Below are 24,154 nucleotides of genomic sequence, written 5' to 3'. Positions count from 1 at the left end.
GAATGCGGTGTCGACGGCGTCGTGTGTTCGGCTCATGAGATCCGCGAGCTGCGTCGGCGCTGCGGTGACGATTTCCTGCTCGTGGTGCCGGGCATTCGCCCGGCCTGGTCGACGGCCCATGATCAGAAGCGGATCATCACGCCGTCGGAGGCCATGAACGAGGGCGCCGACTATCTGGTGGTCGGCCGGCCGATCACCCAGGCCCGCAACCCGGTTGAGGCCACTGGCCGTATCATCGAGGAAATGGCCGCCTAGCGTACATTCCTTGGCGCGAAGGCGTCCACGACCCACATAAGGCGTTCAATGGCGGTTGATACGAAGATTTGCGGCATCCGCAGTGCCGAAGCCATGGACGCGGCGGTCGCCCATCGCGCGCGCTTTGTCGGCCTCAATTTCTTTGAGAAAAGTCCGCGCTTTGTGAGCATGGAAGAGGCCCGCGCGCTCGGTGGTCGTGTGCCAGAAGCCGTCGGCAAGGTGGGCGTCTTTGTCGATCCCGACGACACCCTGCTGGAAGGCGCCATCACGGCCGGTGGATTGTCGATGGTGCAGCTCCACGGCCAGGAGGAGCCTAAGCGCGCCGCGGACATCCGCACGCGTTTCGGCGTCGACATTATGAAAGTGATCAAGATCAGCGAGGCCGACGACCTGGACGCCGTGGCCGGTTACGAACCGGTCGCCGACTGGCTGATGTTCGATACCAAACCGCCCAAGGGCGCGACCCTTCCCGGCGGTAACGCGGTTGCCTTCGATTGGCGTTTGATGGCGGGCCGCAGCTTCAGGCGGCCGTGGATGCTGGCCGGTGGCCTGGACCCCGAAAATGTAGCTGAGGCCGTGAAGCTTACGGACACGCGATGCGTTGACGTGTCGAGCGGTGTTGAATCCGCGCCCGGCGTCAAGGATCCCGACAAGATCAGGGCCTTTCTTGAGGCGTTGCGCGGCCTTTAGATAACCGTCGGGGAACCATGACCAAAAACGTTGCCAATCACTACACCAGCGGCGATCTGTTCGATCGGATAATGGCGGCCCTGAAAGACGATGGCGCCGATCCGGACCAACCGACCATTGCCGCGCTGGCGCCCTATGACCAGTTTCACGGCCGCGGTCTGGAGGCGACCGAAGATGTCGCCAGCCTGCTCTCGCTCATGGCCTCGGATCATGTCTTGGACGTCGGCAGCGGGATCGGGGGACCGGCGCGATTCATGGCCGACCGGTTCGGTTGCCGGGTAACCGGCATCGATCTGACGCCAGTGTTCTGCGATGTCGCGCGCTGGCTCACAACGCGGCTCGGAATGGACGACCGCGTATCGATCGAGATCGGCGACGCGCTTGCCATGCCGTTCGCCGACGCCTCCTTCGACGCCGCCTATTCCATGAACGTCTCCATGAACATCGCCGACAAGGACGGGCTCTACGCGGAACTTGCCCGGGTCCTGAAACCGGGTGCTCGGCTGGTCTTATCGGAGTTTGCGCGCGGTGACGGTCCTGAGCCCGAATACCCGCTGCCGTGGGCCAGGACCGCCGAAACAAGTATCCTCGCGACGTTTGAGGCGACCCGGTCCGGTCTGGAGGGCGCCGGTTTCGTGATTGTCCAGGCCCGCGACACGGCCGCTGAATCCAAGGACTTCGGCGCACGGTCCAAAGCGCTGGTCGAGCGTGGCAAAAAGCCACCGCACCGGTCCGTTCCCCTGGTCCATGGCGAGGCGGCGGCGGTCATGATGGCGAACTCCTCGCGCGCGGTCGCCGAAGGCCGCATCCTGCCAATCGAGATTCTGGCGCGAAAACGCGACTGATACGGCGATTCCGGCTCAACAGGGCCGTTTTCCGATCGATTAGGGACGGTCCGCCGGGGCGACTTTCAGACGTTGCAGAGGCGGGCGGAAAACGGCATGTTCCCGGCTCCTGAACAAAAAGGACACACCATGGAACCGGTGAACACGTACCGTAGCGGACCGGACGAACAAGGCCATTTCGGCATGTTCGGCGGTCGCTATGTGGCCGAAACGCTGATGCCCCTTATTCTGGACCTGGAGAAGGCCTGGAACGAGGCCAAGAACGACCCCAGCTTTCAGGCCGAGCTCGATCACTGGGCCAAGCACTATGTCGGGCGTCCGAGCCCCATGTATTTCGCCGAGCGGCTGACCGAGCACCTGGGCGGCGCCAAGATCTATTTCAAACGTGACGAGCTGAACCACACGGGCTCGCACAAGATCAACAACACGGTCGGCCAGATCCTGCTCGCCCAGCGCATGGGCAAGCAGCGCATCATCGCCGAGACCGGGGCGGGCCAGCACGGTGTCGCCACCGCGACCGTCTGCGCCAAGGTCGGCCTACCGTGCGTCGTCTATATGGGCGCCAAGGATATCGAGCGCCAAGCGCCCAACGTCTTTCGCATGAAGCTTCTTGGCGCGGAGGTCATTCCGGTGACGTCCGGCTCGCACACATTGAAGGACGCCCTGAACGAGGCGTTGCGCGACTGGGTGACCAATGTGGAGACGACCTTCTACATCATCGGCACGGTTGCCGGCCCGCACCCCTATCCCGAACTGGTGCGTGACTTTCAGTCGGTGATCGGCCGCGAAACGCGTGAGCAGATGATCGATGCCGAAGGGCGCGGGCCCGATACCCTGGTCGCGTGCATCGGCGGCGGGTCGAACGCCATGGGCCTGTTCCATCCGTTCCTGGACGACACCGACGTCGCGATCTATGGCGTCGAGGCGGCGGGTCACGGTCTGGAGACCGGCGAGCACGCCGCGTCGATCACCGGCGGCAGGCCCGGCGTGCTGCACGGCAACCGCACTTATCTGCTGCAGGACGACGACGGCCAGATCATCGAACCGCACTCGATTTCGGCTGGCCTCGATTATCCTGGCATCGGGCCGGAACACGCCTGGCTCTCCGAGGCCGGCCGGGTCAACTATGTCTCGGCAACCGACGACGAGGCGCTGGAGGCCTTCCAGCTGTGTTGCAGCCTGGAAGGCATCATCCCGGCGCTGGAGCCGTCCCATGCGCTGGCCCACGTCATGAAGATCGCGCCGGACCTGCCCAAGGACCACCTGATCGTCATGAACATGTGCGGTCGCGGTGACAAAGACGTCTTCGCCGTCGCCGACGTGCTAGGGGTGAAGCTATGAGCACCAACGGAGCAGGACGCATCGACGCGCGGTTCGCCGCGCTGGCCAAAGAAGGCCGTGCCGGTTTGGTGGCCTATGTCATGGCCGGTGATCCCAACTACGAGATGTCGCGCGATATCCTACTGGGTTTGCCGGAGGCCGGCGCCGACGTCATTGAGTTCGGCATGCCCTTCACCGATCCCATGGCCGACGGCCCGACCATCCAGACCGCCGGGCAGCGCTCGTTGAAGGCCGGGACAACGCTCAAGAAGACACTCGCCCTGGTGCGAGAGTTGCGCGAGCGCGACGACACCACGCCAGTCGTACTGATGGGCTACTACAACCCGATCTACAGCTACGGCAACGACGCCTTCCTGAACGACGCCCGTGACGCCGGGATCGATGCGCTGATCATCGTCGACCTGCCGCCGGAAGAGGACGGGGAGCTTTGTCTGCCCACGCTCGACGCCGGTCTTAACTGGATCCGTCTGGCGACGCCGACGACCGACGACAAACGTTTGCCGCAGGTGCTGATGAACACCTCGGGCTTCGTTTACTACGTCGCGATCGCTGGCATTACCGGCGCGGCGGGCGCGGCGACCGCCGATACAGAGGCCGCCGTCGCTCGCCTGAAACGCCACACCGATCTGCCGGTGGCCGTCGGGTTCGGTATCAAGACTCCGGACGATGCCGCCGATGTCGCGCGGGTTGCCGATGCCGCCGTGGTCGGCAGCGCGTTTTGTCAGAAGGTAGCTGACGGCTTGTCGACCGACGGGACGCCATCCCGGGCTTGTGTCGACGGCGTTCTCGATCTGACTCGCGCGTTGGCCAAGGGGGTCAGGGAGGCGCGGTCATGAGTTGGCTTTCCAACCTGTCGCTGCCGAAGATTCGCGATCTCGTTCGCAAGACGGACACGCCAGAGAACTTGTGGGACAAGTGCCCGCAGTGCGAGCAGATGGTGTTTCACCGCGATCTCGAGGCGGCGATGCATGTCTGTCCCCATTGCGGATTCCACATGCGGATCGATCCCAAGGCGCGCCTCACCAATCTATACGATAACGGTGAATACACGCGGATCGAGTTGCCCGAGGTCGAGGCCGACCCCTTGCGCTTTCGCGACCGCAAGCGCTACTCCGAGCGACTGCGCGATGAGCAATCGAAGACCGGCGAGAAGGATGCGATCATTGTCGCCCACGGCGAGATCGACGGCATAAATGCGGTCAGCGCCGTCTTCAACTTCGACTTCATGGGCGGTTCCATGGGCGCCGCCGTCGGTGAGGCGGTGGTCTCCGGCGCGCGCCTGGCGATACTGCAGGAAAGCCCTTACATCATCTTTACCGCGTCCGGCGGCGCGCGCATGCAGGAAGGCATCGTGTCGTTGATGCAGATGGCGCGGACCACCGCCGCAATCTCCGAATTGAAGGAAGCGCGACTGCCTTACATCGCAGTCCTCACCAACCCAACGACCGGCGGCGTTACCGCTTCCTTCGCCATGATCGGCGACATCGCGATCTCCGAGCCCGGCGCCATTATCGGCTTTGCCGGTCAGCGCGTGATTGAAGAGACTATCCGCGAGACCCTGCCGGAAGGCTTCCAGCGCGCCGAGTACCTGTTGGACCACGGCATGTTGGACATGGTGGTGCCGCGCGCGGAAATGCGCGATCGCCTGGCCACCGTTCTGCGGCTCCTGATGGCCGGCCGCGGCGATCCGTCCCCGGCGCTGCCCAGTCCCGCCAACGATCCCGAAATCGGGTCCGGCGAGCGTGTCCAAGCCGACCAGTGACGTCCTGCTCGATCGACTGCTTGAGCTTCATCCCAAGCTGATCGATCTTTCGCTGGACCGCCTCTATCGGGTGCTCGAAGCGCTGGGTAATCCGCATCTCGATCTGCCGCCGGTGGTCCACGTTGCCGGCACCAACGGCAAGGGTTCGCTGATCGCCTATATGAGACGCGCGCTGATCGCCGCGGGCTACCGCGTCCATGTCTACACATCCCCGCATCTCATGCGCTTCCATGAACGCATTGAGCTGAACGGTAAGGCCATCGACGAGCCGGACCTGGCCGATCTGTTGGACGAGTGTGAGCGGGCCAATGGCGGTCAGCCGATTACGTTCTTCGAGATCACGACCGCCGCCGCTTTCCTCGCGTTCTCGCGCGAGCCCGCCGATATTCTCTTGATGGAGACCGGATTGGGCGGCCGCCTGGACGCGACGAACGTTATCGACCAGCCGCTGCTGACCGCGATCACACCGATCGCGTTGGATCATCAGCACTTCCTGGGCGAAACCATCGATGCGATCGCGGGCGAAAAGGCTGGCATCATCAAGCCCGGCGTGCCCCTGGTCATCGGCCCCCAATCGGCGGCTGCGCTGGCGGTGATCGAGGGTAGGGCACACGATCTCGGTTCGCCGACCACCGTGCGCGACCGCGATTTCTTCGTGCAGACAGAGGGGGATCAGCTCGTTTACCGCGATGCCACGGACACCTGGTCACTTCCGTTGCCCGGGTTGCCCGGGACGCACCAGGTCGACAACGCGGCTACCGCCATCGCTTGCCTGCGGCAATTGAGAGGTTTCAGCGTTCGCCAGGAAGATGTGGCGGTTGGTCTGCGCGAGGTCGTGTGGCCCGCCCGCCTGCAACAGCTTGCCGGCGGTAATCTTGCAAAGCTGGCCGGACCCGGGGTCGACCTGTGGCTCGACGGCGGCCACAACCCGTCCGCGGGCCAGGCATTGGCGGATGTCTGCCAGCAGTGGGGCGACCGTCCCCTGGATCTTGTCGTCGGCATGATGATTACCAAGGACCCCGCCGGCTTCGCGCGGCCCCTGGCGCCGTTCGTGCGGCGCGCAGTCTGCCTGTCCATACCCGGCGAGAAGAACACGCTGCCCGGCGAGGAGGCGGCCGATATCTTGAACTATGTCGGGATCGATGCCCGTGTCGGCACCGGTATCGAGGCCGCGATCAGCGAACTGGCGAAAGACGGACCCTCGCGCATCCTGCTGTGCGGCTCGCTCTATCTCGCCGGCAGAGTCCTGACGGCCAACGAGCCCGAGGTGGTCCCGGCGCTATCGTCCTGACGCCGATGTGCCGGGACGCCATCTCCGTAGTATGATCGCGGGATGGCGGGGGAACGCCTCATCTACTTCGACATGCGCGGGCGGGCTGAGGCCATTCGCCTGACACTCCATGCCATGGAGATCGACTTCGACGACCGGCGCATCATGACCGCAGATGCGTGGGATGCGTTGAGACCACGAACCGACTTTGGTGGGCTACCGATCTTCGAGAGCGCGACCGTCAAACTCTCCCAATACCACGCCATTCTGCGCCACCTCGCGCGTGCCGCCGGCTGGCTCGGTCACGATGAGGCGCAGGACACCGCGCTGGACATCACCCAGGAAGCCCTGGCCGAAGCGCAAGAAAATCTATGGCGTTTCGCCTGGGTCGATGGCTGGCGGAACAAGACGAACAACTATGCCGTGGAAACACTGCGGCCGACGCTGGCGACCATACAGTCATGGTGCCGCCGCACCGGTCGTCAGTCTGGCTTTTGCGTTGGCGACGTGCCGACCCATGTCGACTTTATTGCGTTCAGCTACCTGGATGAAGTCGACGCGTTCTTCCCTGACGTGCTGCCATCCTTTCCTGACCTGTCGGATTTGCATAGGCGTGTCGGATCGATTCCATCGGTCAATGCCTACCTGACATCCGAGATCAGGCCTTTCGTCTTCGGCATCGGTTGCGACGGTCCGAAGGTCGACCCGCGCATCGCTGTACCGGAGGGCAGAGCGTTCATAAACCCCTGGGGCGTTTGAACCCACCGTTTGTCGACGTCAGGGCGACTGATTCGTCGTACCCCCGTGATAGAGCGAGCTCATGACTGTGAGCTGGGGATCGGTCAGTGGTCGTTCGTGGATGCCGAGCGCGATCAAGGTCACGACAAAACCCAACGTGAAAATGGCAAGCGCGGCGGACTGGGCTTTGCGGTTGTCGACATGGCAGAAGACGAGCGCGACCTGGGTCACGATGCCCAGGACAATCACCGTAATCCATTTGTAGGGATCGCTGTGGGTCGCCGCAATATGGATCCGTGTCGCCCTGGCTTGGCGCAGATCGCGGTACGACGTTAAAAGCGCGCCCATGGCGGCGTTGTTCTCCGGTTCAGCACCTTCGAGCAAAATGATGCTTCGCATCAGATCACGCAGCGCGGACTCCGCGGCTGCCGATCGAACGCCCGACGTCACGTTCTGTTCTTCGTCGATGACGACGGCCGTGTAGTCGGCCACGGCGCGGGCGATCGGGTAGCCCTGCTCGCCGAGCGCATCGGCAATCTCGCTTATGGTCTGGATGGCGCCGATTTCGTGTTCGAGGCTGTGGCTGCTGTCGTTGACCCGTTCCCAAATCTCAGCCGCCAGGAATGTGGCGAAGAGGCCGAACAGAAGCGCAACCGAGACAAAGAACGGCGCGACGACGCCAGAATAGGACGCCAGTCTCGGCGTGAGTGGCGAGTGTTGGCTCAGCCACTGTAACGCAACGGCCGTCACGATCGGGGTGACCGCGAAAACAGCCACAAGCCACGGGACGTGGATACTCGGACTCGCCTCCATCGCCCTATGCCTCCTTCCTTCCTGGTAGCCCGCCATCGCAAGCATCCGGAGCAACGTAACAGACCCTTTGTGATGGACAAACTGACCGGCGGTCGGCATGACGACCCAGACGGAGACACGACGTCATGCATTTTGAAGACCTGATCATCTTTGCCGTAAGCATGTTCTTGTGGGCGTTGTTGCCTGGTCCCGGCCTGGCGATCGTCGTATCGCGCACGGCCGGTAGCGGTGTGAGGGCGGGGTTCGCGGTTGTTACCGGCCTTGCGCTGGCCGATATCGTGTTCCTGGGCGTTGCTTTCGTCGGGTTGCTGGCGATCGCGGCAACCTTGGGGCCGCTCTTCGACATCGTGAAGTATGCCGGCGCGGCATATCTGATGTGGCGGGGCTACCGCGCGATCGTAGGTAAGGATGGCGCTTTTTCGGTCGGAGTTTATGCGCGCGGCACGCTGTGGCGCGACATGGCCATGGGCATGCTGGCGACACTGGGTAATCCCAAGGCCATTGTGTTCTTCGGGGCCTTGCTGCCGACCTTCATCGATATGACGCATGTTGGCGCGGGCAACTTACTTGCTCTGGCCGCCGTGGTCGCCGGTGTCTCCTATCTGATCTATGGCACGGTGGTCCTGATGGTCGACCGGGCGCGCCGCTTCATCGCGTCGGCAAAGGCCATGCGGCGCCTGCAGCAGGTAACGGGTACGGTGCTGATTGGCTCAGGCGTCGCGGTCGCAACGCGCTAGCGCAAACCGGCTCATCCAGGTTTACTGACACTGTGACGGGAGTCGCAAAACACGATCGTTCGCCCCCTCTGGATTGCGGGTGAGCGCGTTAACAACAATCCCCGGGAGGATGATATGACCGCTTTTCTGATCGCCGATGTTCTGGTTACCGACGATGCCTGGATTCCCGACTACGCGGCCAACGTGCACGATATCGTCCACAAACACGGCGGCAAATACCTGGCGCGCAGCGCCAACATCACGCCCGTGGAAGGAAAGCCGCTGGAGACGACGCTGATCGCTATCCTGGAGTTCCCGTCTCGCGAGGCTGTTGATGCTTTTGTCAACGATCCCGAGTACGCGCCTCACGCCAAGGCGCGCCAGGATGGAACCGAGAGCCGCTTCCGCATCATCGATGCCACGGACGTGGCCGGCACCATTCCTTATCTCATGAAGGGTTGAGGGAACTTACACCAGGCGCAGGAAGCGGTCGTATTCGAGCGCTGAGATGTGGTCGTTGAACTCGTGGAACTCCGACCAACGGATCTTGCTGTAGATATCCCAATACTCGGCGCCAAAGTAACCGGGCAGGATCTTGGCCTCGTCGAAGCGGCGCAGCGCGTCGACCCAGATCGCGGGCAGGCTTGGCGGCACCTGTTCGGCGGCATCGCCGACAATCGGCTTGCCGGGATCGACCTTGTTGGTCAGCCCGTGATGCACGCCGGCGAGCGTCGCCGCCATGACCAGATAGGGATTGGCATCGGCGCCAGCGGGGCGGTGCTCCAGGCGGCGTGATTTCGGTTCGCCGCTCGGCACGCGGATCGCGACGGAGCGGTTGTTGTAGCCCCAGGTCGGTGCCAGCGGCACCCAGCCGACCGGGCTGATGCGTCGGTAGGAGTTGGCGTTGGGCGCCCAGATCGGCATCGCTTCGGCCATGGTTTCGGCCAATCCGCCGATGGCGTGGCGCAATAGATCGGTGCCATCCTTGCCGCCATCGTCGAACACGTTCTTGCCGTCGCCGTCCAACAGGCTCAGATGAATGTGCGTGCCGTTGGTCGAGGTCTTACGAAACGGCCGCGCCATGAAGGTGGCGATCAGACCGTGACGCGCGGCGATTCCCTTGACCGCGCGTTTCATCAGGAATGCGTGGTCGCATGCGACGACCGGATCGGAAACGTGGTTCAGGTTGATCTCAAACTGGCCGGGCGCGTACTCGATGGTCGCCACATCCGCGGGCACGTTCTGCTGGCGGCAGGTATCGATAATGTCGTTCAAGACCGGCGCGAATGCGTCAAGCTCGTCCATCAGGTAGACCTGGGTCTCGCGCGGCCGCTTGCCGGTCACGGGTGAGCGCGCGAGCTTCGGCCGGCCGAGCTCGTCGGTCTCCGGGTCGATCAGATAGAACTCCAACTCGATCGCGACGACCGGGGTGTAGCCCAGCGTGGCAATCTGGTCGACCATGCGTCCGGCGATGACGCGCGGGTCGAGCCAATAGGGCTCGCCGGCATCGTTCCGCATGGTCATCAGCACCTGGGCCTGCTCCGGTCCGACCCAGGGCACCGGCGCCAAGGTGCCGGGCACGCCGAAGCACGGATAGTCGGGATCGCCGTCCGGCGGTCCGAGCCCCGTGCTGTCGACGTTCTCGCCCAGGACGTTCATGACATAGGTCGAGCCTGGCAGACCCATGCCCGTCTCGAACACTTTCTTCAGTCCGGAAACATCGAGGCGCTTGCCGCGCGGAATGGCGCAGAGGTCTGGAATGATCGCATCGACCCAGCGGGTTTCCGGATAACGCTCCAAAAAACCTGCGACCTCGTCGGAACCGCTGGTGGTCATGACGGCACCCAGTGCGCAACGAAACAGCCCCGCCGATCGTGAGTCATGACGGGGCCGTTCTTGGTTGCGGTTGTCGCTGTTTTGGCGGGGTCGACTAGATCGACTGCTCGACCCATTCGAAGATCTTGCTCTTCGGCATGGCGCCGACCTTCATGGCGCTGACCTCGCCGTCCTTGAACAGCATCATCGTCGGGATGCCACGGACACCGTACTTCGAGGGGGTCATCGGGTTTTCGTCAATATTCACTTTGACCACGCGAACGCGGTCGCCCATTTCGCTGGAGAGATCTTCCAGTGCCGGGGCGATCTGCTTGCACGGTCCACACCATTCGGCCCAGAAATCGACCAGAACCGGCCCTTCGGACTTCAGCACATCGGTCTCGAAGGAGTCGTCGGTGACGTGTTGGGTCATATTCGGCAAATCTCCTGTTCAATGCGGCGGTTCGCCTCTTCAGGGCGCTCGCTAAGCCCAGAATCTATGAACCGCAGGGGGGTGCGTCAACCGGCACGTCCCCGCGTCGCGGTCATGGCGCGTATGCATCCAGAAGGCCTTGTGGAAGCGTTTGCATAACCGGTCCGGACGTCCACAAAAGTAGGCAATTCACCACAAAATCCGGGTAAATCTGGCGCAAAACGGCCCGGTATGCGGCCATTTGGCGCAAATAGGCCTCCGGTACCATTTGGGCGTCCTGCGGTGGTTTCCGGTTGGTTTTATAGTCGACAATATCAACCATGGCGTCATGGATGATGAGGCGATCCACCTGACCTGCGATCACCAGTTCGCCGACCCGCCCGATGATCGGTACCTCGGCCCGGCTGCCGGACCCGAACAGGGCGCCGAAGGCGGGGTCATCCAGGATCGTCATCACCGAGGCGAGCGCGTCGGCTTTCTCGTCTGCCGGCCAATCACCGGCGAGATGATCCAGCAGGCGTTGGCCGGCATCCGGACGCCGCTGCGGCGCGATATCGGGCAGGCGTTCGAGCAGGCGATGGATGATCCGGCCGCGCGCGGCGGCGTCGCCACCGGTCCGACCCAGCGGTGAATCCGGTGCCCGTTCATTGCCGCCCAGGCGCGACGGGTTGACCGGACGCTCCGTGTCCCGTTCGGCCGCGGGGATCTCGAGAAGCTCGGCTTCCAACACCGCCGCGACATCGCTGTCGTCGGCTTTGCCCGGACTGGCGGCGGCGGGCGCTGCTTGAGGCGTTTGATAACGCAGTGCCTGGCCGGTCCATGCGGGGTCGCTGGAGGCTACGAAGTCGAAGGGTTCGGCAATCTCGGCCATACCCGCCTCGACCATGCCATGCCAACTGTCGGGTTTGCTTTCGCCGGTACTGGACGCCGCGGTGACATAGAGGCGGTCCTCGGCGCGCGTCAGGGCGACGTAGAGCAGGCGGCGGCGCTCCTCATCCTGGCGTGCGTTGCGTTCGGTGATCGCGTCATCGGACAGGCGATCGCGCTTGCCTGAACTGCCGGGCCAGATTGGCAGCAGGCCGCCGTCGAGCCAGACAAGATTGTCGGTTCGTGGCGGCCGGGTCGCCATGTCGTCGACCAGAAAGACGATCGGCGCCTGCAGACCCTTGGCGCCGTGCACCGTCATGATGCGCACCATGTCGTGGCGCGCTTCCATCTCGCGCTTGATCTCGGCGCTGCCGGCCTCGAGCCAGGCGAGGTAGCCTTGCAGGGACGCTGCGTGTTCGCGTTCGTAGTCGAGGCTCGCGGCAAGAAACTCGTCGAGCGGATCTTCCGCTTCGATGCCGAGGCGACGCAGCATCGCCTCGCGCCCGCTCAGCCGCCGGCCCACCATATCGCCGCGTGGCGCCGGGCAGTTTTGCGACAGCACGCGGCTATAGAATTCGAATGGCCGCTCGAAGTCGGCATGGGCCAGTTGGCTGGCGAACCAGTCGTGAGTGGCGCGAAAGGCGGGATCGTCGTTGGCGCGCCGGCGCAAGGCCCCCCAAAGACTCTCGAGCGGTTCGTCGCCACGCCCGTCACGCGTCCAGCCCTGGCGGTTGCGGGCGAGGTCATAGAGGAGGTCGTCGTCGAAATCGGCCAACGGCCCTTTCAGTACGGCGGCCAGAGCCAGGTCGTCGTCGGGCATCAGACACGCATAACCCAGCATCATCAGATCACGCACGGCGATCTGGCCGGTCAGGTCCATGCGGTCGACGCCGGCGACGGCGACATTCATTTGCTTCAGCTCGCGCACGAGCGCATGGACAAAGCGGGTGCGGCGGGGCACCAGCACCATAATGTCGCCGGCACTAATGGGTCTGCCTTTGGCGATCAGCATCTCGTCGCGCTCGATCCAGCTATAGATCGTCGCGGCAATCTCGCGCGCCAGCCGTGTGCTACGGTCTTCCGGTTCGTGATAGCCGAGCGGCGCCTGCCAGGGATCAGGCGCCTGGTCGTCGAGATCACCGACGACCGGCCACAGCTCGACCAGACCGCCGTGGCCTGCGCGCTGCACCTGGTGTTCCAGCACGGCGTCATCGTCGACGACGCCAGCGCGCGCACCCGCGTGTTCGAAGACCTTGTCGACCACGTTGAGTACGGCTGAGACCGACCTGAACGAACGGTGCAGGCCCGTCTCGCGCCAGCGGCCTTGTTCGCCGGTGGCCAGCGACTTCAATCGATCGTGCACATTGCGCAAAGCATCAAGGTCGGCGCCCTGGAAACTGAAGATCGACTGCTTCTCATCGCCGACGACGAACAGCGTGCGGATGTCGTCATCCCAGGTCTCGCCCTCGAAGAACTCGCGCACAAGTTCGATGACGATCTGCCATTGCGCGGGGCTTGTGTCCTGGGCCTCGTCGACCATGACGTGATCGATGCCGCCATCGAGTTTGTAGAGCACCCACGGCGTGATGTCCGGCTGGGCCAGCAGCGCGTTCGTCTGGTTGATCAGGTCGTCATAGTCGAGCAGGGCGCGGCGTGTCTTGTTGTCGCGGAAGCGCTGCAGCACCGCGTGACCCAACCGCAGGACTGCCGCCGTGCGTTGGAAGACGTGCACGGCCTTGAGCTGATCGGTAATGCCGACCAGTCGTGCCTGCTCGTTCGCGAACGCCCTGGCAGCAGCGGGCGATGCCGCAACAACATCCTTGGTCGGTAGGTTGGCGCGTGGCGACCCTTCCTTGGTCAGAAAGGCAAGACAGTAATCGGCGAAGCCGGCAACGCGGGCGTCATCATCGCCCGCCAGCCAGGTTTCGATCGACGCTGCCGCTTTCTTGTCCGTCGTCTTGCCGGTGCCCATGGCGGCGACCGCCTGCCGCAGTCCGGGCTCGTCCAGGGCGCCGGACCTCGCCGCCTGCCGCAGGACCTGTACGGTGTCGGCGTCGCGCGCGACGCCCAGCGCATCGGCAATGGTGTTCAGGTTGCCATCAAGGCCGCCGTTGTGCGCCAAACTGGCATCGAAGCGTCCGGCACCGCCGCAGATCTCTTGGATGATCGAATCGAAGGTGCCTTCGGCCGCGTTGGCGGCGACGACGCCGAGTGCTTCCGTCAACGCATCGCCGCCGCCTCGGGCGATCGACGACAACACGCGATCGCGGGCGTCGCGCAGCAGCTCAGCCGCCGTGCGTTCGTCGGCCAGGTCGAAGTGCGGCGCGACGCGCGCCTCCAGCGGAAAGCGGCCCAGGAGCGACTGGCAGAAGGCATGAATGGTGGCGATCTGCAGACCGCCCGGCGTGTCGAGTGTGGCGGCAAACAGGGTGCGCGCACGGATCAGGGTCTCCTCATCCGGCGGCCGGCCGGTCAGCCCTTCAAGCGCGGTGGCGAGGTCAGGTTCGTTGAGGGTCGCCCAGGCGCCGAGTGAGCGTTGGATGCGCACGGCCATTTCGGCCGCCGCCGCGCGGGTGAACGTCAGGCAGAGAATCCGGTCGGCCGCGACGCCCTTGAGGAGCAATCGCAACACACGATCGGTCAGCACCTTGGTCTTGCCGGTGCCCGCCGAGGCCGCTACCCAGACGGACGTCTCGGGGTCCGATAGCTGCTTTTGCACGTCGTCGGCCGGCATCAGGGAAACACTCTCGCGCGACGGCGGCGCGACCTCCAAATCGGGCAGCGCCGATTCCGCGCCCAACCGGTGTTCGTCCGTGCGCGCCACCAAGAGGTAGTCGTCATAGGCTCTGGCGTCGGCGCCGTCGGGATGATCGAGATAGGCGGTCTCGATCTGGTCGAATGCCGCCACGAGGTCGCTCAGGTTGTCCAGCGACTCCGCCGCCAGATCGTCGGCGTCGGAGCCGGCCAGACGTTTGATCTGCCCCGGCGGATCGCCGCCCTGGAGCTGCCAGTGTTCCAGCGCTGCGATGGTGCGTTCCGGCAGCGCATCGAACGCGCCCTCGCGGATCATCGCCGCCTCCAGGGGCAGCTGCGGCGCGCCGCCCGCCTTAAGCAGGGTCGTGCTTGGCGCGGTGCCGGTTTTGTAGTCGATGACCCCGACCGTGCCGTCATCGCGCCGCTCCAACCGATCGGCCTTGGCGGAGAGCGTGAACGGGCCAGCCGGCGCGTCGATACTCAGCTCCGCTTTGGACTCCGTCACGATGGCGGTGAGGTCGTGGCGACGTTTGTGTTCCTGTTCGATGAACCAGGCGGCCGCCCGTTCGAAACGCGGCCACCAGAAGCCGGCGACCGCCGGTTGGCGCAGCGTCGGGCCGAGCACGTCGCGGCCAATTGCCAGCAACTGATCGAGCGCGTCGTCGGGCAGAGCGTCGGGCCAGGCCTTGACGAAGCGGTCGAGCGCTTCGTGAACGAAGGTGCCACGCTCGGCTGCCGCCGGGTCTTCGTCCAACGGTTCGAGGGCTTGGAGGCCCAGGACGAACCGGGCGTAGATCGCATAGGGGTCGCGCAGCCAGGTATCGACCTGGGTGACCGACAGCCTGCGTGGCCGGTCGGCGACCGGGGGTGCCGGCTGCGGTGGCTTGGCGGGTTCGATCAGGGCGGGACGGTCGATCAGCGCGGCACGGGCGCGCCATTGACCGGCGTCTTGATCCAGCAGGTGGCGTTTGCCCCAGGCGTCCAGCAGGGTCTCCAGGCGCATCAGCCAGCGCGCGGGAACCGCGGGCGAGCCAGCGATCTTGTCGGAGCGCAGCATCACGACCTCGGCCCCCGCGGCGGCCTGGGCAAAGTCGTGCGCTGCCTGGCCGATCCGCCGTTCCTGGGGCGGCAAGCCGAAGGCCGCGCGCATCGGTCGGCTCATCCAGGGATCGGCCGGAACCTCCGGCGGCCAACTGCCTTCGCTCAACCCACCGATCAGGACGAGGTCGGCATGCTGCATGCGCGCTTCGAGCGGCCCCCAGATGAAGAGCCGGGGGTGACGCCCAAATCGCGGCCGCACCATGTGGCCGTGCATCAAGGTGGTGAAGAGGCCGGCATAGGTGTTGCCTTCGGCGCCCGATAGGATGCCCGCCTGATCCAGCAATTCCTGAACGAAGCGGTGAGCTTCCTCACCGGCATCGCCCGCCCACAACACGTCGGACCCGGTCTCGTTATCGCGCGTCGCCAGGCGCTCGGCGCAAGCGATGTGGGCTTCAACCATCTCTCGGAGCGAACCCCGGCGATTGGCGAGCGCGGCTTCGAGGGGCGAGAAGGCTTCTGCCATGTCGTCGATCAGGGCAAGGAGGTCGGCATCGACCGGCCGGCGTGTCAGCGCGTCGCGCAGGCCGGACAAGCCGGAACCCGGCCGTGGCCCGCGCAGCGCCAACCGCTCGATCTGGCGGATCTGGTTGCGCAGGTGTGCGGGCTCGCGGCCCAGCGCGGCGAACGGATGTTTCAGGAGCGCCAGCAACGGTATCGGCGCGGCGCGTTCGACCGCCACCTCGGCGATCAGACGCAAAAAAGTGCCGGGCACGCTCTCGGCAAGCGGCATGCCGGCCGAATCGTCGACCTCGACGCCCCAGCGCTTCAGCTCCGCCGCCGTGCGGCGCGCAAGGCCCCGGTCGCGGGTGACGAGCGCGGCGGTTTTGCCCGGTGTCAGCAGCGCATGGCGCATGATGAGCGCGGTGATCTGCGCCTCCTCGCGCTGATGGGCGCAGACGATGAGGCTCAGGCCGTCAAAGACACTGTCGTTGGCCGGGTCCAGGCGTTGCCACGCGGTCGTCGCGGTCGCCGGCAGCATGGCGTCCGACAGCAATGCCTGGCGGCCCGCATCGCTGCGCGGTAACTCAGCCTTTTCCGGGTAGGGCCAATCGGCGACATCCGCCGGTGTTTTGTCAAAGTGATCAAGCAGTGCCTTGATCGCCGCCTGCGGATGCGTGTCGTCGATGGCGTCCCAGGTCTCCGCCGCGAGATGCCGGTCGAGGCCGGGCAGGACCACTGCGCCTTCAGGCAAGTCAAGGATCGTCGCCATCAGACGCGCGCTCGCCGGTATGGTGCCGGTCGAGCCGGCCGCGATCACCGGTGTCGTTGGCGGGTTCTGGGACCAGCGCGCGGCCAGCGCGTCGATCAGGGCGCTGCGGCGCTGCGCTGGGTCAACAAGGCCGCGCTCCTCCAAGATCCGTGGCCACTGTTCGGTGATGATGCGCAGGAAGGTGAGGGTGGTCTGCCAGTGGCGCGCCAGGTCACCTTCGACAAGCCCGTCGAGCGCGTCAAAGTCGAGCTCCGCCGTTTCGACCTCGTCGAGCAGGTGGGCGAGATCGCGGGCCAGGCGCGCGGCTTGCTCGTCATTGCCGGCGCCGACCTGTGTGCCGGCACCGCGCACCAGGGACGTCAGCAGCAACTGGCGCTGCAGCGTGGGGATGGCAGGAGGCAGATCGATGGCCTCTTCGCCTATCTCCAGGAGATCAGCAATCAGGTCGTCTTCATCGACATCGCCCAGTGGCTGCATGCTGGGCAGGATGAGCGCCGCGCCGTCGCTCTGGCGCACGAACGCTTCCTGCAACGCGCGGCTGGCGCGCCGGGTCGGCACCAGGATGAGTGTCTCGCCGAGACGTTCGGGCTGATCGCAATGCCGCTCCAGAAGACCGGCGGCGAGCGCGTCGACAAACGACGTGCCCGGCGCGATGGTGAAGAGATTAGCCGCCATGGCGGGCAAGCCACTTGGGTGCGGCGGCCAGGTTCTCCGGCGTGTCGACGGTGAACCAGCCGCCATCGTGCACGATGGCGAAAAGCCGACCGGCCGCGATCGCCTTGTCCCACAGAAGATTGAACGAGAACGGCTCGTCGGGACTGTTTTCGAACAGGCGCGGGTGAACCAGTTGGGTGCTGGCGTAGACGTAGTCGGCGGCCGGCGCGTCGCCCCGGCGTATCGGCCGGCCATCGTGATCAAGGTCAAAGTCGCCGGGCGACCGGAACCCACCTGCTATGTCGCGCGGTTGCAGCAGCAGCAAGGCGTCCATCGTCGCGTCATCCCATGCCGCGGCCAAGCGGTCGACTGGGTCGCCTGATGCGCCCGTCGTTATCAGAATGTCGGCGCTGGAAATGAAGAATGGCGATGATCCGAGGTCGACCAACGCGTACTTGACGCCCATGCCGGTGTCCAGGAGGTCGGCCTCACGCGACAGTATAGTCGGCGGCTGCGCCCGCGCGTGAAGGTGTTCCGCCACCTGGTCGGCCAGATGATGGGCGTTGACGACGACCAGTTCCATGGCGGCGAAACGATCGAGGGCGCGGTCGAGCAGGGTGCGTCCGGCCACCTCGACCAGCGGCTTGGGCGTCGTGTCGGTCAGCGGTTTCAGGCGCACGCCGCGCCCCGCCGCCAGGACCATGGCGCGCCTGACCATCGTCATGCGGCCCGCGTCCGTCTGTCCGTCGGTACCCAGCGGTCGAACCAGGCGGCGAGCGGCGCGTTGGCCGGATGCTCGAGATCACGCGAAAGGTGACCCCACACGCGGTCCATCAGATCCTGATAGCCGGGCTTGCCGTCGCGGGTCAAAAGGCGGCAGAAGACACCGATGATGCGGCAGTTGCGCTGCGCGCCGCACACCGCATAAGTGGTCTCGAACGTCGTCGGCGCGAGATCGGGAAAGGCCGCGAGATAGCGCGCTTTGGCGGCCGCGACGGTCTCCTGCGAAACATCGCGCCGGGCGTCTTCCAGAAGCGAGACGATGTCATAGGCGGACGGTCCGATCATGCCATCCTGAAAGTCCAGCAGACCGACCTTTTGGATGTCGCCGCGCTCCGGCAGCCAGATCAGGTTGTCGGCGTGATAGTCGCGCAGGATGACCGTGTCCGGCCCGTCATGGGCGAGCGGCAGCACGGCACGCCACGCCTCGATGTAATCGGCGCGCGCCGGGTCGGGCACCTCCAGGCCCGCCAGCGGCATGAACCAATCGAGCAGCAGGATGGCGCGGTCCAGCATGACCGCATCATCATAGGCCGGCAGGTCTACCTTGGCGCCGGCCCGGTGCAGGGTGACCAGAACGTCAATGGCGGCCTCGTAGAGCTGCCTCTCGTCGGCGCTGCTGTCGCGCAGCACACGGCTGAAGAGATCGTCACCCAGATCCTCGATCAGCAGCAGGCCAGCCTCGGCGTCGGCCGCGACGATTTCCGGCGCGCCCAGGCCCAGTTGGCGAAGGTGCCGGGCAATCTGGTCGAACGGCCGGACATCCTCGTGCGGTGGCGGCGCGTCCATCAGGACCATCATCTCACCGTCCCGGCTAAGCCGATCGTAGCGGCGGAAGGACGCATCGCCGGCCAGCACGCGCCGTTCGGCGTCGGCCCAACCGTGCCGTTCCAGGAACGCCCTGATCAGCGTCTCGCGCTCGCTCATGACGGCAGCGTGTTCAGCCGCTCGGCCCAATTGCCGTGACCTTCCAGGCGCACGAACCGTCCGCCCGCGGCGACCATGCGAAAACGCAGGTCGAGCCGATCGTCCGGCAGCAGATCGCCCAGCCGTTCGGGCCACTCGACCAGGAGAACATCGTCGTTCAGCGCATCATCGAAACCGAGCTCCAGCACATCGCGCGTCTGCTCGACCCGATAGAGGTCGAAATGCCAGATGACGAAGTCGGGCGCGTCATAGGTCTGGACCAGACTGAAGGTCGGGCTGGGCACCTCGGTCTCGCCGGTCAGCGCGGTGATGAAGCCGCGCGCGAAGCTGGTCTTGCCGCTGCCGAGATCACCCCAAAGCGCGATCAGATCGCCTGGCTTGGCGAGGCCGGCTATCTGTTCAGCCAGGGTCCGGGTCATGGATTCGGCGGCCAGCATCTTGTCGCGGCTGGCCGCCGGGATTGGCGAGGCACTCATGGCAGGTTTTTAGCCCCACCGCTCCCTCTAGGAAAGGGCGCGGTGGAAAGCGTGGTTGAAAGGGTTTGCCAAGCCGCCGGGCGCTTCGTTATGTCAGGGCCGAACAAGCAGGGTTTCCGTCATGAGCGACACGTTCAAGACCGACATCGTGGTGGTCGGCGCCGGTCCGGTCGGGCTGTTCCAGATCTTCGAGGCAGGCATGCTGGACATGCGCTGCCATGTCGTCGATACGCTGGAGGCGGTCGGCGGCCAGTGCACGGCGCTTTATCCGGAAAAGCCGATCTATGACATTCCCGGCTACCCGTCGATCATGGCCGAAGATCTGGTCGACAAGCTGGCCGAACAGGCCGCCCCGTTCGATCCGGTTTACCACCTTGACCAACAGGTCGTGTCCCTTGCGCGCGACGGCGAGGACTGGCGGGTCGAGACGTCGAAGGGTGTCGTCATCACCTGCCGCGCGGTGGTCATCGCCGCGGGCTGCGGCTCATTCGGCCCCAACCGGCCGCCGCTCGCGGGCGTCGAGGCCTACGAAGGTTCCGGTTCCGTCGCCTACTACGTCACCCGGCGCGAGGTTTATCGCGGCAAGAAGATCGTCATCGCCGGTGGCGGCGATTCAGCCGTGGACTGGGTGCTGTCGCTGGCAGAGGTCGCCGACAAGCTGATGGTCGTCCACCGCCGGCCCAAATTCCGTGCCGCGCCCGACAGCGTCAACCGCATGAACAAGCTGGCCGAAGATGGCGCGATCGAGATGGTCGTGCCCTATCAGCTTCACGGCCTCGACGGGTCGGACGGCAAGCTCGATGCTGTCATCGTCGCCGATCTCGACGGCAACGAACGCCGGCTTGATGCCGACGTGCTGCTGCCGTTCTATGGGCTCAGGATGGAACTCGGCCCGATCGCCGATTGGGGCCTCAACCTCGACCGCAACCTCATTACCACCGACCCCGCGACGTCCGCCACCAGCGAGCCCGGCATCTATGCCATCGGCGACATCGTCACCTATCCGGGCAAGCTGAAGCTGATCCTCTCAGGCTTCTCCGAAGCCGCCATGGCGGCGCACGCTATCCGCCCGCTGGTCTATCCCGACGAGGAACTCCACTTCGAGTACTCGACGACCAAGGGGTTGCCGGGGGCGGACTGACGCCGCGCCCCCGCACCCGATTCTGATCAGTACCGGTATTCCTCAGGCTTGTACGGGCCAGCCTGGTCGATGGCGAGATAGTCGGCCTGATCGTTGGTCAGCTCGGTCAGCTTGGCGCCGACCTTTTCCAGATGCAGGCGGGCGACCTTTTCGTCCAGGTGCTTGGGCAGCACGTAGACTTGGCGCTCGTACTTGTCTGGATGGTTCCACAGCTCGATCTGGGCCAGCACCTGGTTGGTGAAGCTGGCGCTCATGACGAAGCTGGGGTGGCCGGTGGCGCAGCCCAGGTTGACCAGGCGGCCTTCGGCAAGCAGGACAATACGCTTGCCGTCGGAAAACTCGATCTCATCGACCTGCGGCTTGACGTTGTGCCATTTCTGATTGCGCAGGCCATCGACCTGAATCTCGTTATCGAAGTGGCCGATGTTGCAGACGATGGCGCGGTCCTTCATGGCGCGCATGTGGTCGACGGTGATGACGTCGCGGTTGCCAGTCGCGGTGACGAAGATGTCGGCGACCGGGGCGGCATCGTCCATGGTGACGACCTCATAGCCGTCCATGGCGGCCTGGAGGGCGCAGATCGGATCGATCTCGGTCACCTTGACGCGGGCGCCGGCGCCGCGCAGCGACTGGGCCGAACCCTTGCCAACGCCGCCGTAACCGGCGACCACGGCGACCTTGCCGGCCATCATCACATCGGTCGCGCGGCGGATGCCGTCGACCAGGCTCTCGCGGCAGCCGTAGACGTTGTCGAACTTCGACTTGGTGACGGAGTCGTTGACATTGAAGGCCGGCACCAGGAGTTCGCCGTGCTGCGCCATCTGATAGAGGCGCGCGACGCCGGTCGTGGTCTCCTCGCTGACGCCCTTGACGTCTTTCATCAGGTCGGCGTGCTTTTCGTGCATGACCTGGGTGAGGTCGCCACCGTCATCCAGCAGCATGTTGGGCCGCCAGCCGTCGGGGCCCTCGATCGTCTGGTCGATGCACCACCAGTATTCCTCCTCCGACTCGCCCTTCCAGGCGAAGACCGGGATGCCGGCGGCGGCAATGGCGGCGGCGGCCTGGTCCTGGGTCGAGAAAATGTTGCACGAGCTCCAGCGGATGTCGGCGCCCAACTCGGCCAGGGTCTCGATCAAGACGGCGGTCTGGATCGTCATGTGCAGGCAGCCGGTGATACGCGCGCCCTTCAGCGGCTTTTTCGAACCGTATTCCTCGCGGATCGCCATCAGGCCGGGCATCTCGACCTGGGCCAGTTCGATCTCCTTGCGGCCCCAATCGGCCAGGCCGATATCGGCAACCTTGTAGTCGCTAAAATCGCTCATTCTTCGATCCATTCTCTCTAGAAAACCGGTGGCGGATGCCAGCGGATGGGCGCCGGGCACGGCTTAACAAATGGGGACCCCGGCCGTCCAGGCAAGATGCGTCAGAGCACGATCGTTCTGGGTTAAACAATCGAAACGTGGTCCGTGCTCTGCCCTTCTTGATGAGAGACCGATTCACGCATTCCATCGTACCGATGGGGTGCGATCGGGCTCATGGCAGCGCGTTAAAGTCGTCCAAAAGCACGGCGACCATGCCGGGATCGGACTGGTCCATGATGGTCTGGGTGCGTTTCGTCGCCTCGTTGAGGTCGAGCGCGCGGATACGCTGCTTGACCCGCGGCAAGGCCGTTGCGGTCATCGAGAGGTCGCGGATGCCAAGCCCCAGCAAGAGTGCCGTCATCCGCTCGTCGCCCGCCATTTCACCGCACACGTTGATCGGGATGCGCGCCCTCAAGGCCGCCGCCGTGGTGAACTGGATAAGCCGTAAAACGGCCGGATGCAGCGGGCTGTAGAGATGGGCCACCTGATCGTCGCCGCGGTCGATGGCGAGCGTGTACATGGTGAGGTCGTTGGTGCCGATGGAGAAGAACTCGCAGTCGCGCGCCAGGCTGTCGGCGGCGAGCGCCGCGCCGGGTATCTCGATCATGGCGCCGACCGGCGGCAGCGGATCGGCGATCGCGACCTTGCGCCGCTTCAGACGTCTGACGACCTTGCGCATGGCGTCGCGCACTTCGCGAACTTCCTGGGGACTGCTGATCATTGGCAGCAGAATGCGCACGGGCCCGTGGGCGCCGGCGCGCAAAATAGCGGCGAGCTGCGTCTCCAGGAGCTTCTGGAACTTCAGCGATAGGCGGATGGCGCGCAGGCCCATCGCTGGGTTGGGGCTGGCACCCATATGTTCGTCGAGCGAATAGGGCAGCTTATCGTTGCCGACATCCAAGGTGCGGATGGTGATGGGCCGGCCTTCCATCCCCTCGACGATGCTGCGCAGCTGAACGTACTGCTCGTCCTCGTCGGGCAGGTCGTCGCGGTTCATGAAGACGTACTCTGTCCTGAAGAGGCCAATGCCTTCGGCGCCTGACGAGAGCGCCGCATCGATCTCGTTGGGAAGGTCGATGTTGGCCTGCAGCTTGACCAGTTCCTGATCGCGGGTCACGGCGGGCACGTTGCGCAGGCGGTCGAGCTTACGGGCCTGGCGCATCAACTCGGCGCGGCGCTCCTGATAGCGCGACATCGTCTGGGCATCCGGGTTCAGGATGATCTGACCCGCGCCACCGTCGACGATCACCGTATCGCCGGGCCGCGCCTGCTGCAGCAGTTCGGCCATGCCGACGACCGCCGGCAAACCCAGCGAGCGCGCCATGATGCCGGTGTGGTCCTGGGCGCCGCCTGTGGCGGTGACGAAGCCGGCGACCTTGTGCGGATCAAGCAGCGCGGTATCGGCCGGCGTCAGCTCGTCGGCAACGATCACCGACCCCTCCGGCAGATCCGTGAACGCCTGATAAGGCGTCTTCATCAGACAGCGCAACAGCCGCTGGCCGACATCGCGAACATCGCGGCCACGCGCGGCGAGGTAGCTGTCCTCCATCTGAGAGAAGACCAGCGCGATTTCGGAAACCTCTTGAGAGACGGCGGCCTCCGCATTCAGGCGGTCATCGCGAATGCGCTTGTCGACACCGCGCACAAGGCGTGAGCCCTCAAGCATGTGGTTGTGGGCGTCGAGCAGGTAACCGAGTTCCTCGGCGGCGCTTTCGGGCAGGGACGAGGCCTTGCGGCGCAACTTGTCGATCTGCTTGCCGGCTTCGGCAATCGCGGTGTGGAAGCGTTTGATTTCGTCGTCGATCGCCGACTTCGCGACCTCGTGGGTCGGCACGTCAAGCGTGCCGCGCTCGGCGACATGCGCCGGTCCGATGGCAATGCCACGCGCGACACCCAATCCGCGCAGGATGACGTTCGAGCGCGATGTCTTGCGTTGCCTACTCATCGAACCGGTTATCGACCAGGAACTGCAGGGCGGCGAGAACCGCCGGTGCGTCCGGCCCTTCGGCGGTGACGTCGATGGTGGTGCCTGGTGCTGCCGCCAACATCATCAATCCCATAATTGAGCGCCCGGAGACCGACATGCCGTCCTTGCTGACTTCGACGTCGGCCTCGAACTCCTGCACCGTCGCAACGAACTTCGCGGCGGCGCGGGCGTGCAGGCCGCGCTCGTTGATGATCAACAGTTGAAGGCCCATTTCCCCG

Annotated in this window: 21 protein-coding genes; 11 read left to right on the top strand and 10 right to left on the bottom strand. The window is 64.9% G+C overall.

Annotated features, from left to right (window positions below):
* The 8 genes from AAF563_07255 to AAF563_07220 all read left to right on the top strand — a co-directional run.
* Positions 1-255 (top strand): orotidine 5'-phosphate decarboxylase / HUMPS family protein (locus tag AAF563_07255; GenBank protein MEM7121053.1); only part of this gene is annotated, 255 nt, incomplete at its 5' end.
* A gap of 48 nt (positions 256-303) precedes the next feature.
* The gene (locus tag AAF563_07250; GenBank protein MEM7121052.1) at positions 304-945 is read left to right on the top strand and encodes a phosphoribosylanthranilate isomerase; all 642 of its coding nucleotides are present in this window, start codon (positions 304-306) and stop codon (positions 943-945) included.
* Between the two features lie 17 nt (positions 946-962).
* A complete protein-coding gene (locus AAF563_07245) occupies positions 963-1,790 on the top strand; it encodes a methyltransferase domain-containing protein (GenBank protein MEM7121051.1) in 828 nt (275 codons plus the stop codon).
* 129 nt (positions 1,791-1,919) lie between these two features.
* A complete protein-coding gene (gene trpB / locus AAF563_07240) occupies positions 1,920-3,131 on the top strand; it encodes a tryptophan synthase subunit beta (GenBank protein ID MEM7121050.1) in 1,212 nt (403 codons plus the stop codon).
* Entirely contained in the window at positions 3,128-3,967 is an 840-nt protein-coding gene (trpA, locus tag AAF563_07235; GenBank protein ID MEM7121049.1) for a tryptophan synthase subunit alpha, read from the top strand. Before trpB ends, trpA begins: the two co-directional genes overlap by 4 nt.
* The gene (gene accD, locus AAF563_07230; GenBank protein ID MEM7121048.1) at positions 3,964-4,893 is read left to right on the top strand and encodes an acetyl-CoA carboxylase, carboxyltransferase subunit beta; all 930 of its coding nucleotides are present in this window, start codon (positions 3,964-3,966) and stop codon (positions 4,891-4,893) included. The genes trpA and accD overlap by 4 nt, the downstream gene beginning before the upstream one ends.
* Entirely contained in the window at positions 4,874-6,184 is a 1,311-nt protein-coding gene (locus AAF563_07225; protein MEM7121047.1) for a folylpolyglutamate synthase/dihydrofolate synthase family protein, read from the top strand. Before accD ends, AAF563_07225 begins: the two co-directional genes overlap by 20 nt.
* Positions 6,185-6,226: 42 nt before the next feature.
* On the top strand, positions 6,227-6,922 hold the full coding sequence (locus AAF563_07220) for a glutathione S-transferase family protein (GenBank protein MEM7121046.1): 696 nt from the start codon (positions 6,227-6,229) through the stop codon (positions 6,920-6,922).
* A gap of 18 nt (positions 6,923-6,940) precedes the next feature.
* Here AAF563_07220 and AAF563_07215 read toward each other — a convergent pair whose 3' ends face one another.
* Positions 6,941-7,714 (bottom strand): hypothetical protein, encoded by a 774-nt coding sequence (locus AAF563_07215; GenBank protein ID MEM7121045.1) that lies wholly within the window; start codon positions 7,712-7,714, stop codon positions 6,941-6,943.
* A 125-nt stretch (positions 7,715-7,839) separates the two neighbouring features.
* On the opposite strand from AAF563_07215, the gene AAF563_07210 reads away from it, so the two are divergent.
* Both AAF563_07210 and AAF563_07205 read left to right on the top strand, forming a co-directional pair.
* Entirely contained in the window at positions 7,840-8,451 is a 612-nt protein-coding gene (locus AAF563_07210) for a LysE family translocator (protein ID MEM7121044.1), read from the top strand.
* A gap of 114 nt (positions 8,452-8,565) precedes the next feature.
* On the top strand, positions 8,566-8,892 hold the full coding sequence (locus AAF563_07205; GenBank protein ID MEM7121043.1) for a DUF1330 domain-containing protein: 327 nt from the start codon (positions 8,566-8,568) through the stop codon (positions 8,890-8,892).
* Between the two features lie 6 nt (positions 8,893-8,898).
* Here the strand turns inward: AAF563_07205 and AAF563_07200 are convergent, their stop codons facing one another.
* The 6 genes from AAF563_07200 to tsaE all read right to left on the bottom strand — a co-directional run bounded on the left by AAF563_07200 (position 8,899) and on the right by tsaE (position 19,447).
* On the bottom strand, positions 8,899-10,266 hold the full coding sequence (locus AAF563_07200; protein MEM7121042.1) for a glutamine synthetase family protein: 1,368 nt from the start codon (positions 10,264-10,266) through the stop codon (positions 8,899-8,901).
* Between the two features lie 94 nt (positions 10,267-10,360).
* Entirely contained in the window at positions 10,361-10,678 is a 318-nt protein-coding gene (trxA, locus tag AAF563_07195) for a thioredoxin TrxA (GenBank protein MEM7121041.1), read from the bottom strand.
* A gap of 112 nt (positions 10,679-10,790) precedes the next feature.
* Complete coding sequence (gene addA, locus AAF563_07190; protein MEM7121040.1) at positions 10,791-17,285, bottom strand: double-strand break repair helicase AddA; 6,495 nt, start codon at positions 17,283-17,285, stop codon at positions 10,791-10,793.
* Positions 17,275-17,988, bottom strand: a complete 714-nt coding sequence (locus AAF563_07185; GenBank protein MEM7121039.1) for a nucleotidyltransferase family protein — start codon at positions 17,986-17,988, stop codon at positions 17,275-17,277. The genes addA and AAF563_07185 overlap by 11 nt, the downstream gene beginning before the upstream one ends.
* Positions 17,985-18,971, bottom strand: coding sequence for a phosphotransferase (locus AAF563_07180; protein ID MEM7121038.1), 987 nt, complete (start codon positions 18,969-18,971; stop codon positions 17,985-17,987). The genes AAF563_07185 and AAF563_07180 overlap by 4 nt, the downstream gene beginning before the upstream one ends.
* Entirely contained in the window at positions 18,968-19,447 is a 480-nt protein-coding gene (gene tsaE, locus AAF563_07175; GenBank protein ID MEM7121037.1) for a tRNA (adenosine(37)-N6)-threonylcarbamoyltransferase complex ATPase subunit type 1 TsaE, read from the bottom strand. Before tsaE ends, AAF563_07180 begins: the two co-directional genes overlap by 4 nt.
* Positions 19,448-19,568: 121 nt before the next feature.
* Here tsaE and AAF563_07170 point away from each other — a divergent pair, with 121 nt between their 5' ends.
* Complete coding sequence (locus AAF563_07170) at positions 19,569-20,588, top strand: NAD(P)/FAD-dependent oxidoreductase (GenBank protein ID MEM7121036.1); 1,020 nt, start codon at positions 19,569-19,571, stop codon at positions 20,586-20,588.
* A 26-nt stretch (positions 20,589-20,614) separates the two neighbouring features.
* On the opposite strand, the gene ahcY is transcribed toward AAF563_07170, so the two are convergent.
* From ahcY to AAF563_07155, 3 genes are all read right to left on the bottom strand, one after another.
* On the bottom strand, positions 20,615-21,910 hold the full coding sequence (gene ahcY / locus AAF563_07165) for an adenosylhomocysteinase (GenBank protein ID MEM7121035.1): 1,296 nt from the start codon (positions 21,908-21,910) through the stop codon (positions 20,615-20,617).
* A 211-nt stretch (positions 21,911-22,121) separates the two neighbouring features.
* Positions 22,122-23,894 carry a phosphoenolpyruvate--protein phosphotransferase gene (gene ptsP / locus AAF563_07160; protein ID MEM7121034.1) on the bottom strand — a complete coding sequence of 591 codons (1,773 nt, stop codon included), beginning with the start codon at positions 23,892-23,894 and terminating at the stop codon, positions 22,122-22,124.
* A complete protein-coding gene (locus tag AAF563_07155) occupies positions 23,887-24,147 on the bottom strand; it encodes an HPr family phosphocarrier protein (GenBank protein MEM7121033.1) in 261 nt (86 codons plus the stop codon). The genes ptsP and AAF563_07155 overlap by 8 nt, the downstream gene beginning before the upstream one ends.
* Between the last annotated feature and the right edge of the window lie 7 nt (positions 24,148-24,154).

This window comes from Pseudomonadota bacterium, assembly GCA_039028155.1.
GTDB lineage: Bacteria > Pseudomonadota > Alphaproteobacteria > SP197 > SP197 > JANQGO01.
Note: the sequence above shows the minus strand (reverse complement) of the source record. Positions and strands in the feature narration are given on the sequence as shown.

What these genes read in the sequence shown, in the direction of transcription:
- AAF563_07250 (MEM7121052.1), top strand. Translation starts at nt 304, where the DNA reads ATGGCGGTTGATACGAAGATTTGCGGCATCCGCAGTGCCGAAGCCATG.
- AAF563_07245 (MEM7121051.1), top strand. Translation starts at nt 963, where the DNA reads ATGACCAAAAACGTTGCCAATCACTACACCAGCGGCGATCTGTTCGAT.
- trpB (MEM7121050.1), top strand. Translation starts at nt 1,920, where the DNA reads ATGGAACCGGTGAACACGTACCGTAGCGGACCGGACGAACAAGGCCAT.
- trpA (MEM7121049.1), top strand. Translation starts at nt 3,128, where the DNA reads ATGAGCACCAACGGAGCAGGACGCATCGACGCGCGGTTCGCCGCGCTG.
- accD (MEM7121048.1), top strand. Translation starts at nt 3,964, where the DNA reads ATGAGTTGGCTTTCCAACCTGTCGCTGCCGAAGATTCGCGATCTCGTT.
- AAF563_07220 (MEM7121046.1), top strand. Translation starts at nt 6,227, where the DNA reads ATGGCGGGGGAACGCCTCATCTACTTCGACATGCGCGGGCGGGCTGAG.
- AAF563_07215 (MEM7121045.1), bottom strand. Translation starts at nt 7,714, where the DNA reads ATGGAGGCGAGTCCGAGTATCCACGTCCCGTGGCTTGTGGCTGTTTTC.
- AAF563_07210 (MEM7121044.1), top strand. Translation starts at nt 7,840, where the DNA reads ATGCATTTTGAAGACCTGATCATCTTTGCCGTAAGCATGTTCTTGTGG.
- AAF563_07205 (MEM7121043.1), top strand. Translation starts at nt 8,566, where the DNA reads ATGACCGCTTTTCTGATCGCCGATGTTCTGGTTACCGACGATGCCTGG.
- AAF563_07200 (MEM7121042.1), bottom strand. Translation starts at nt 10,266, where the DNA reads ATGACCACCAGCGGTTCCGACGAGGTCGCAGGTTTTTTGGAGCGTTAT.
- trxA (MEM7121041.1), bottom strand. Translation starts at nt 10,678, where the DNA reads ATGACCCAACACGTCACCGACGACTCCTTCGAGACCGATGTGCTGAAG.
- addA (MEM7121040.1), bottom strand. Translation starts at nt 17,285, where the DNA reads ATGGCGGCTAATCTCTTCACCATCGCGCCGGGCACGTCGTTTGTCGAC.
- AAF563_07185 (MEM7121039.1), bottom strand. Translation starts at nt 17,988, where the DNA reads ATGACGATGGTCAGGCGCGCCATGGTCCTGGCGGCGGGGCGCGGCGTG.
- AAF563_07180 (MEM7121038.1), bottom strand. Translation starts at nt 18,971, where the DNA reads ATGAGCGAGCGCGAGACGCTGATCAGGGCGTTCCTGGAACGGCACGGT.
- tsaE (MEM7121037.1), bottom strand. Translation starts at nt 19,447, where the DNA reads ATGAGTGCCTCGCCAATCCCGGCGGCCAGCCGCGACAAGATGCTGGCC.
- AAF563_07170 (MEM7121036.1), top strand. Translation starts at nt 19,569, where the DNA reads ATGAGCGACACGTTCAAGACCGACATCGTGGTGGTCGGCGCCGGTCCG.
- ahcY (MEM7121035.1), bottom strand. Translation starts at nt 21,910, where the DNA reads ATGAGCGATTTTAGCGACTACAAGGTTGCCGATATCGGCCTGGCCGAT.
- ptsP (MEM7121034.1), bottom strand. Translation starts at nt 23,894, where the DNA reads ATGAGTAGGCAACGCAAGACATCGCGCTCGAACGTCATCCTGCGCGGA.
- AAF563_07155 (MEM7121033.1), bottom strand. Translation starts at nt 24,147, where the DNA reads ATGGGCCTTCAACTGTTGATCATCAACGAGCGCGGCCTGCACGCCCGC.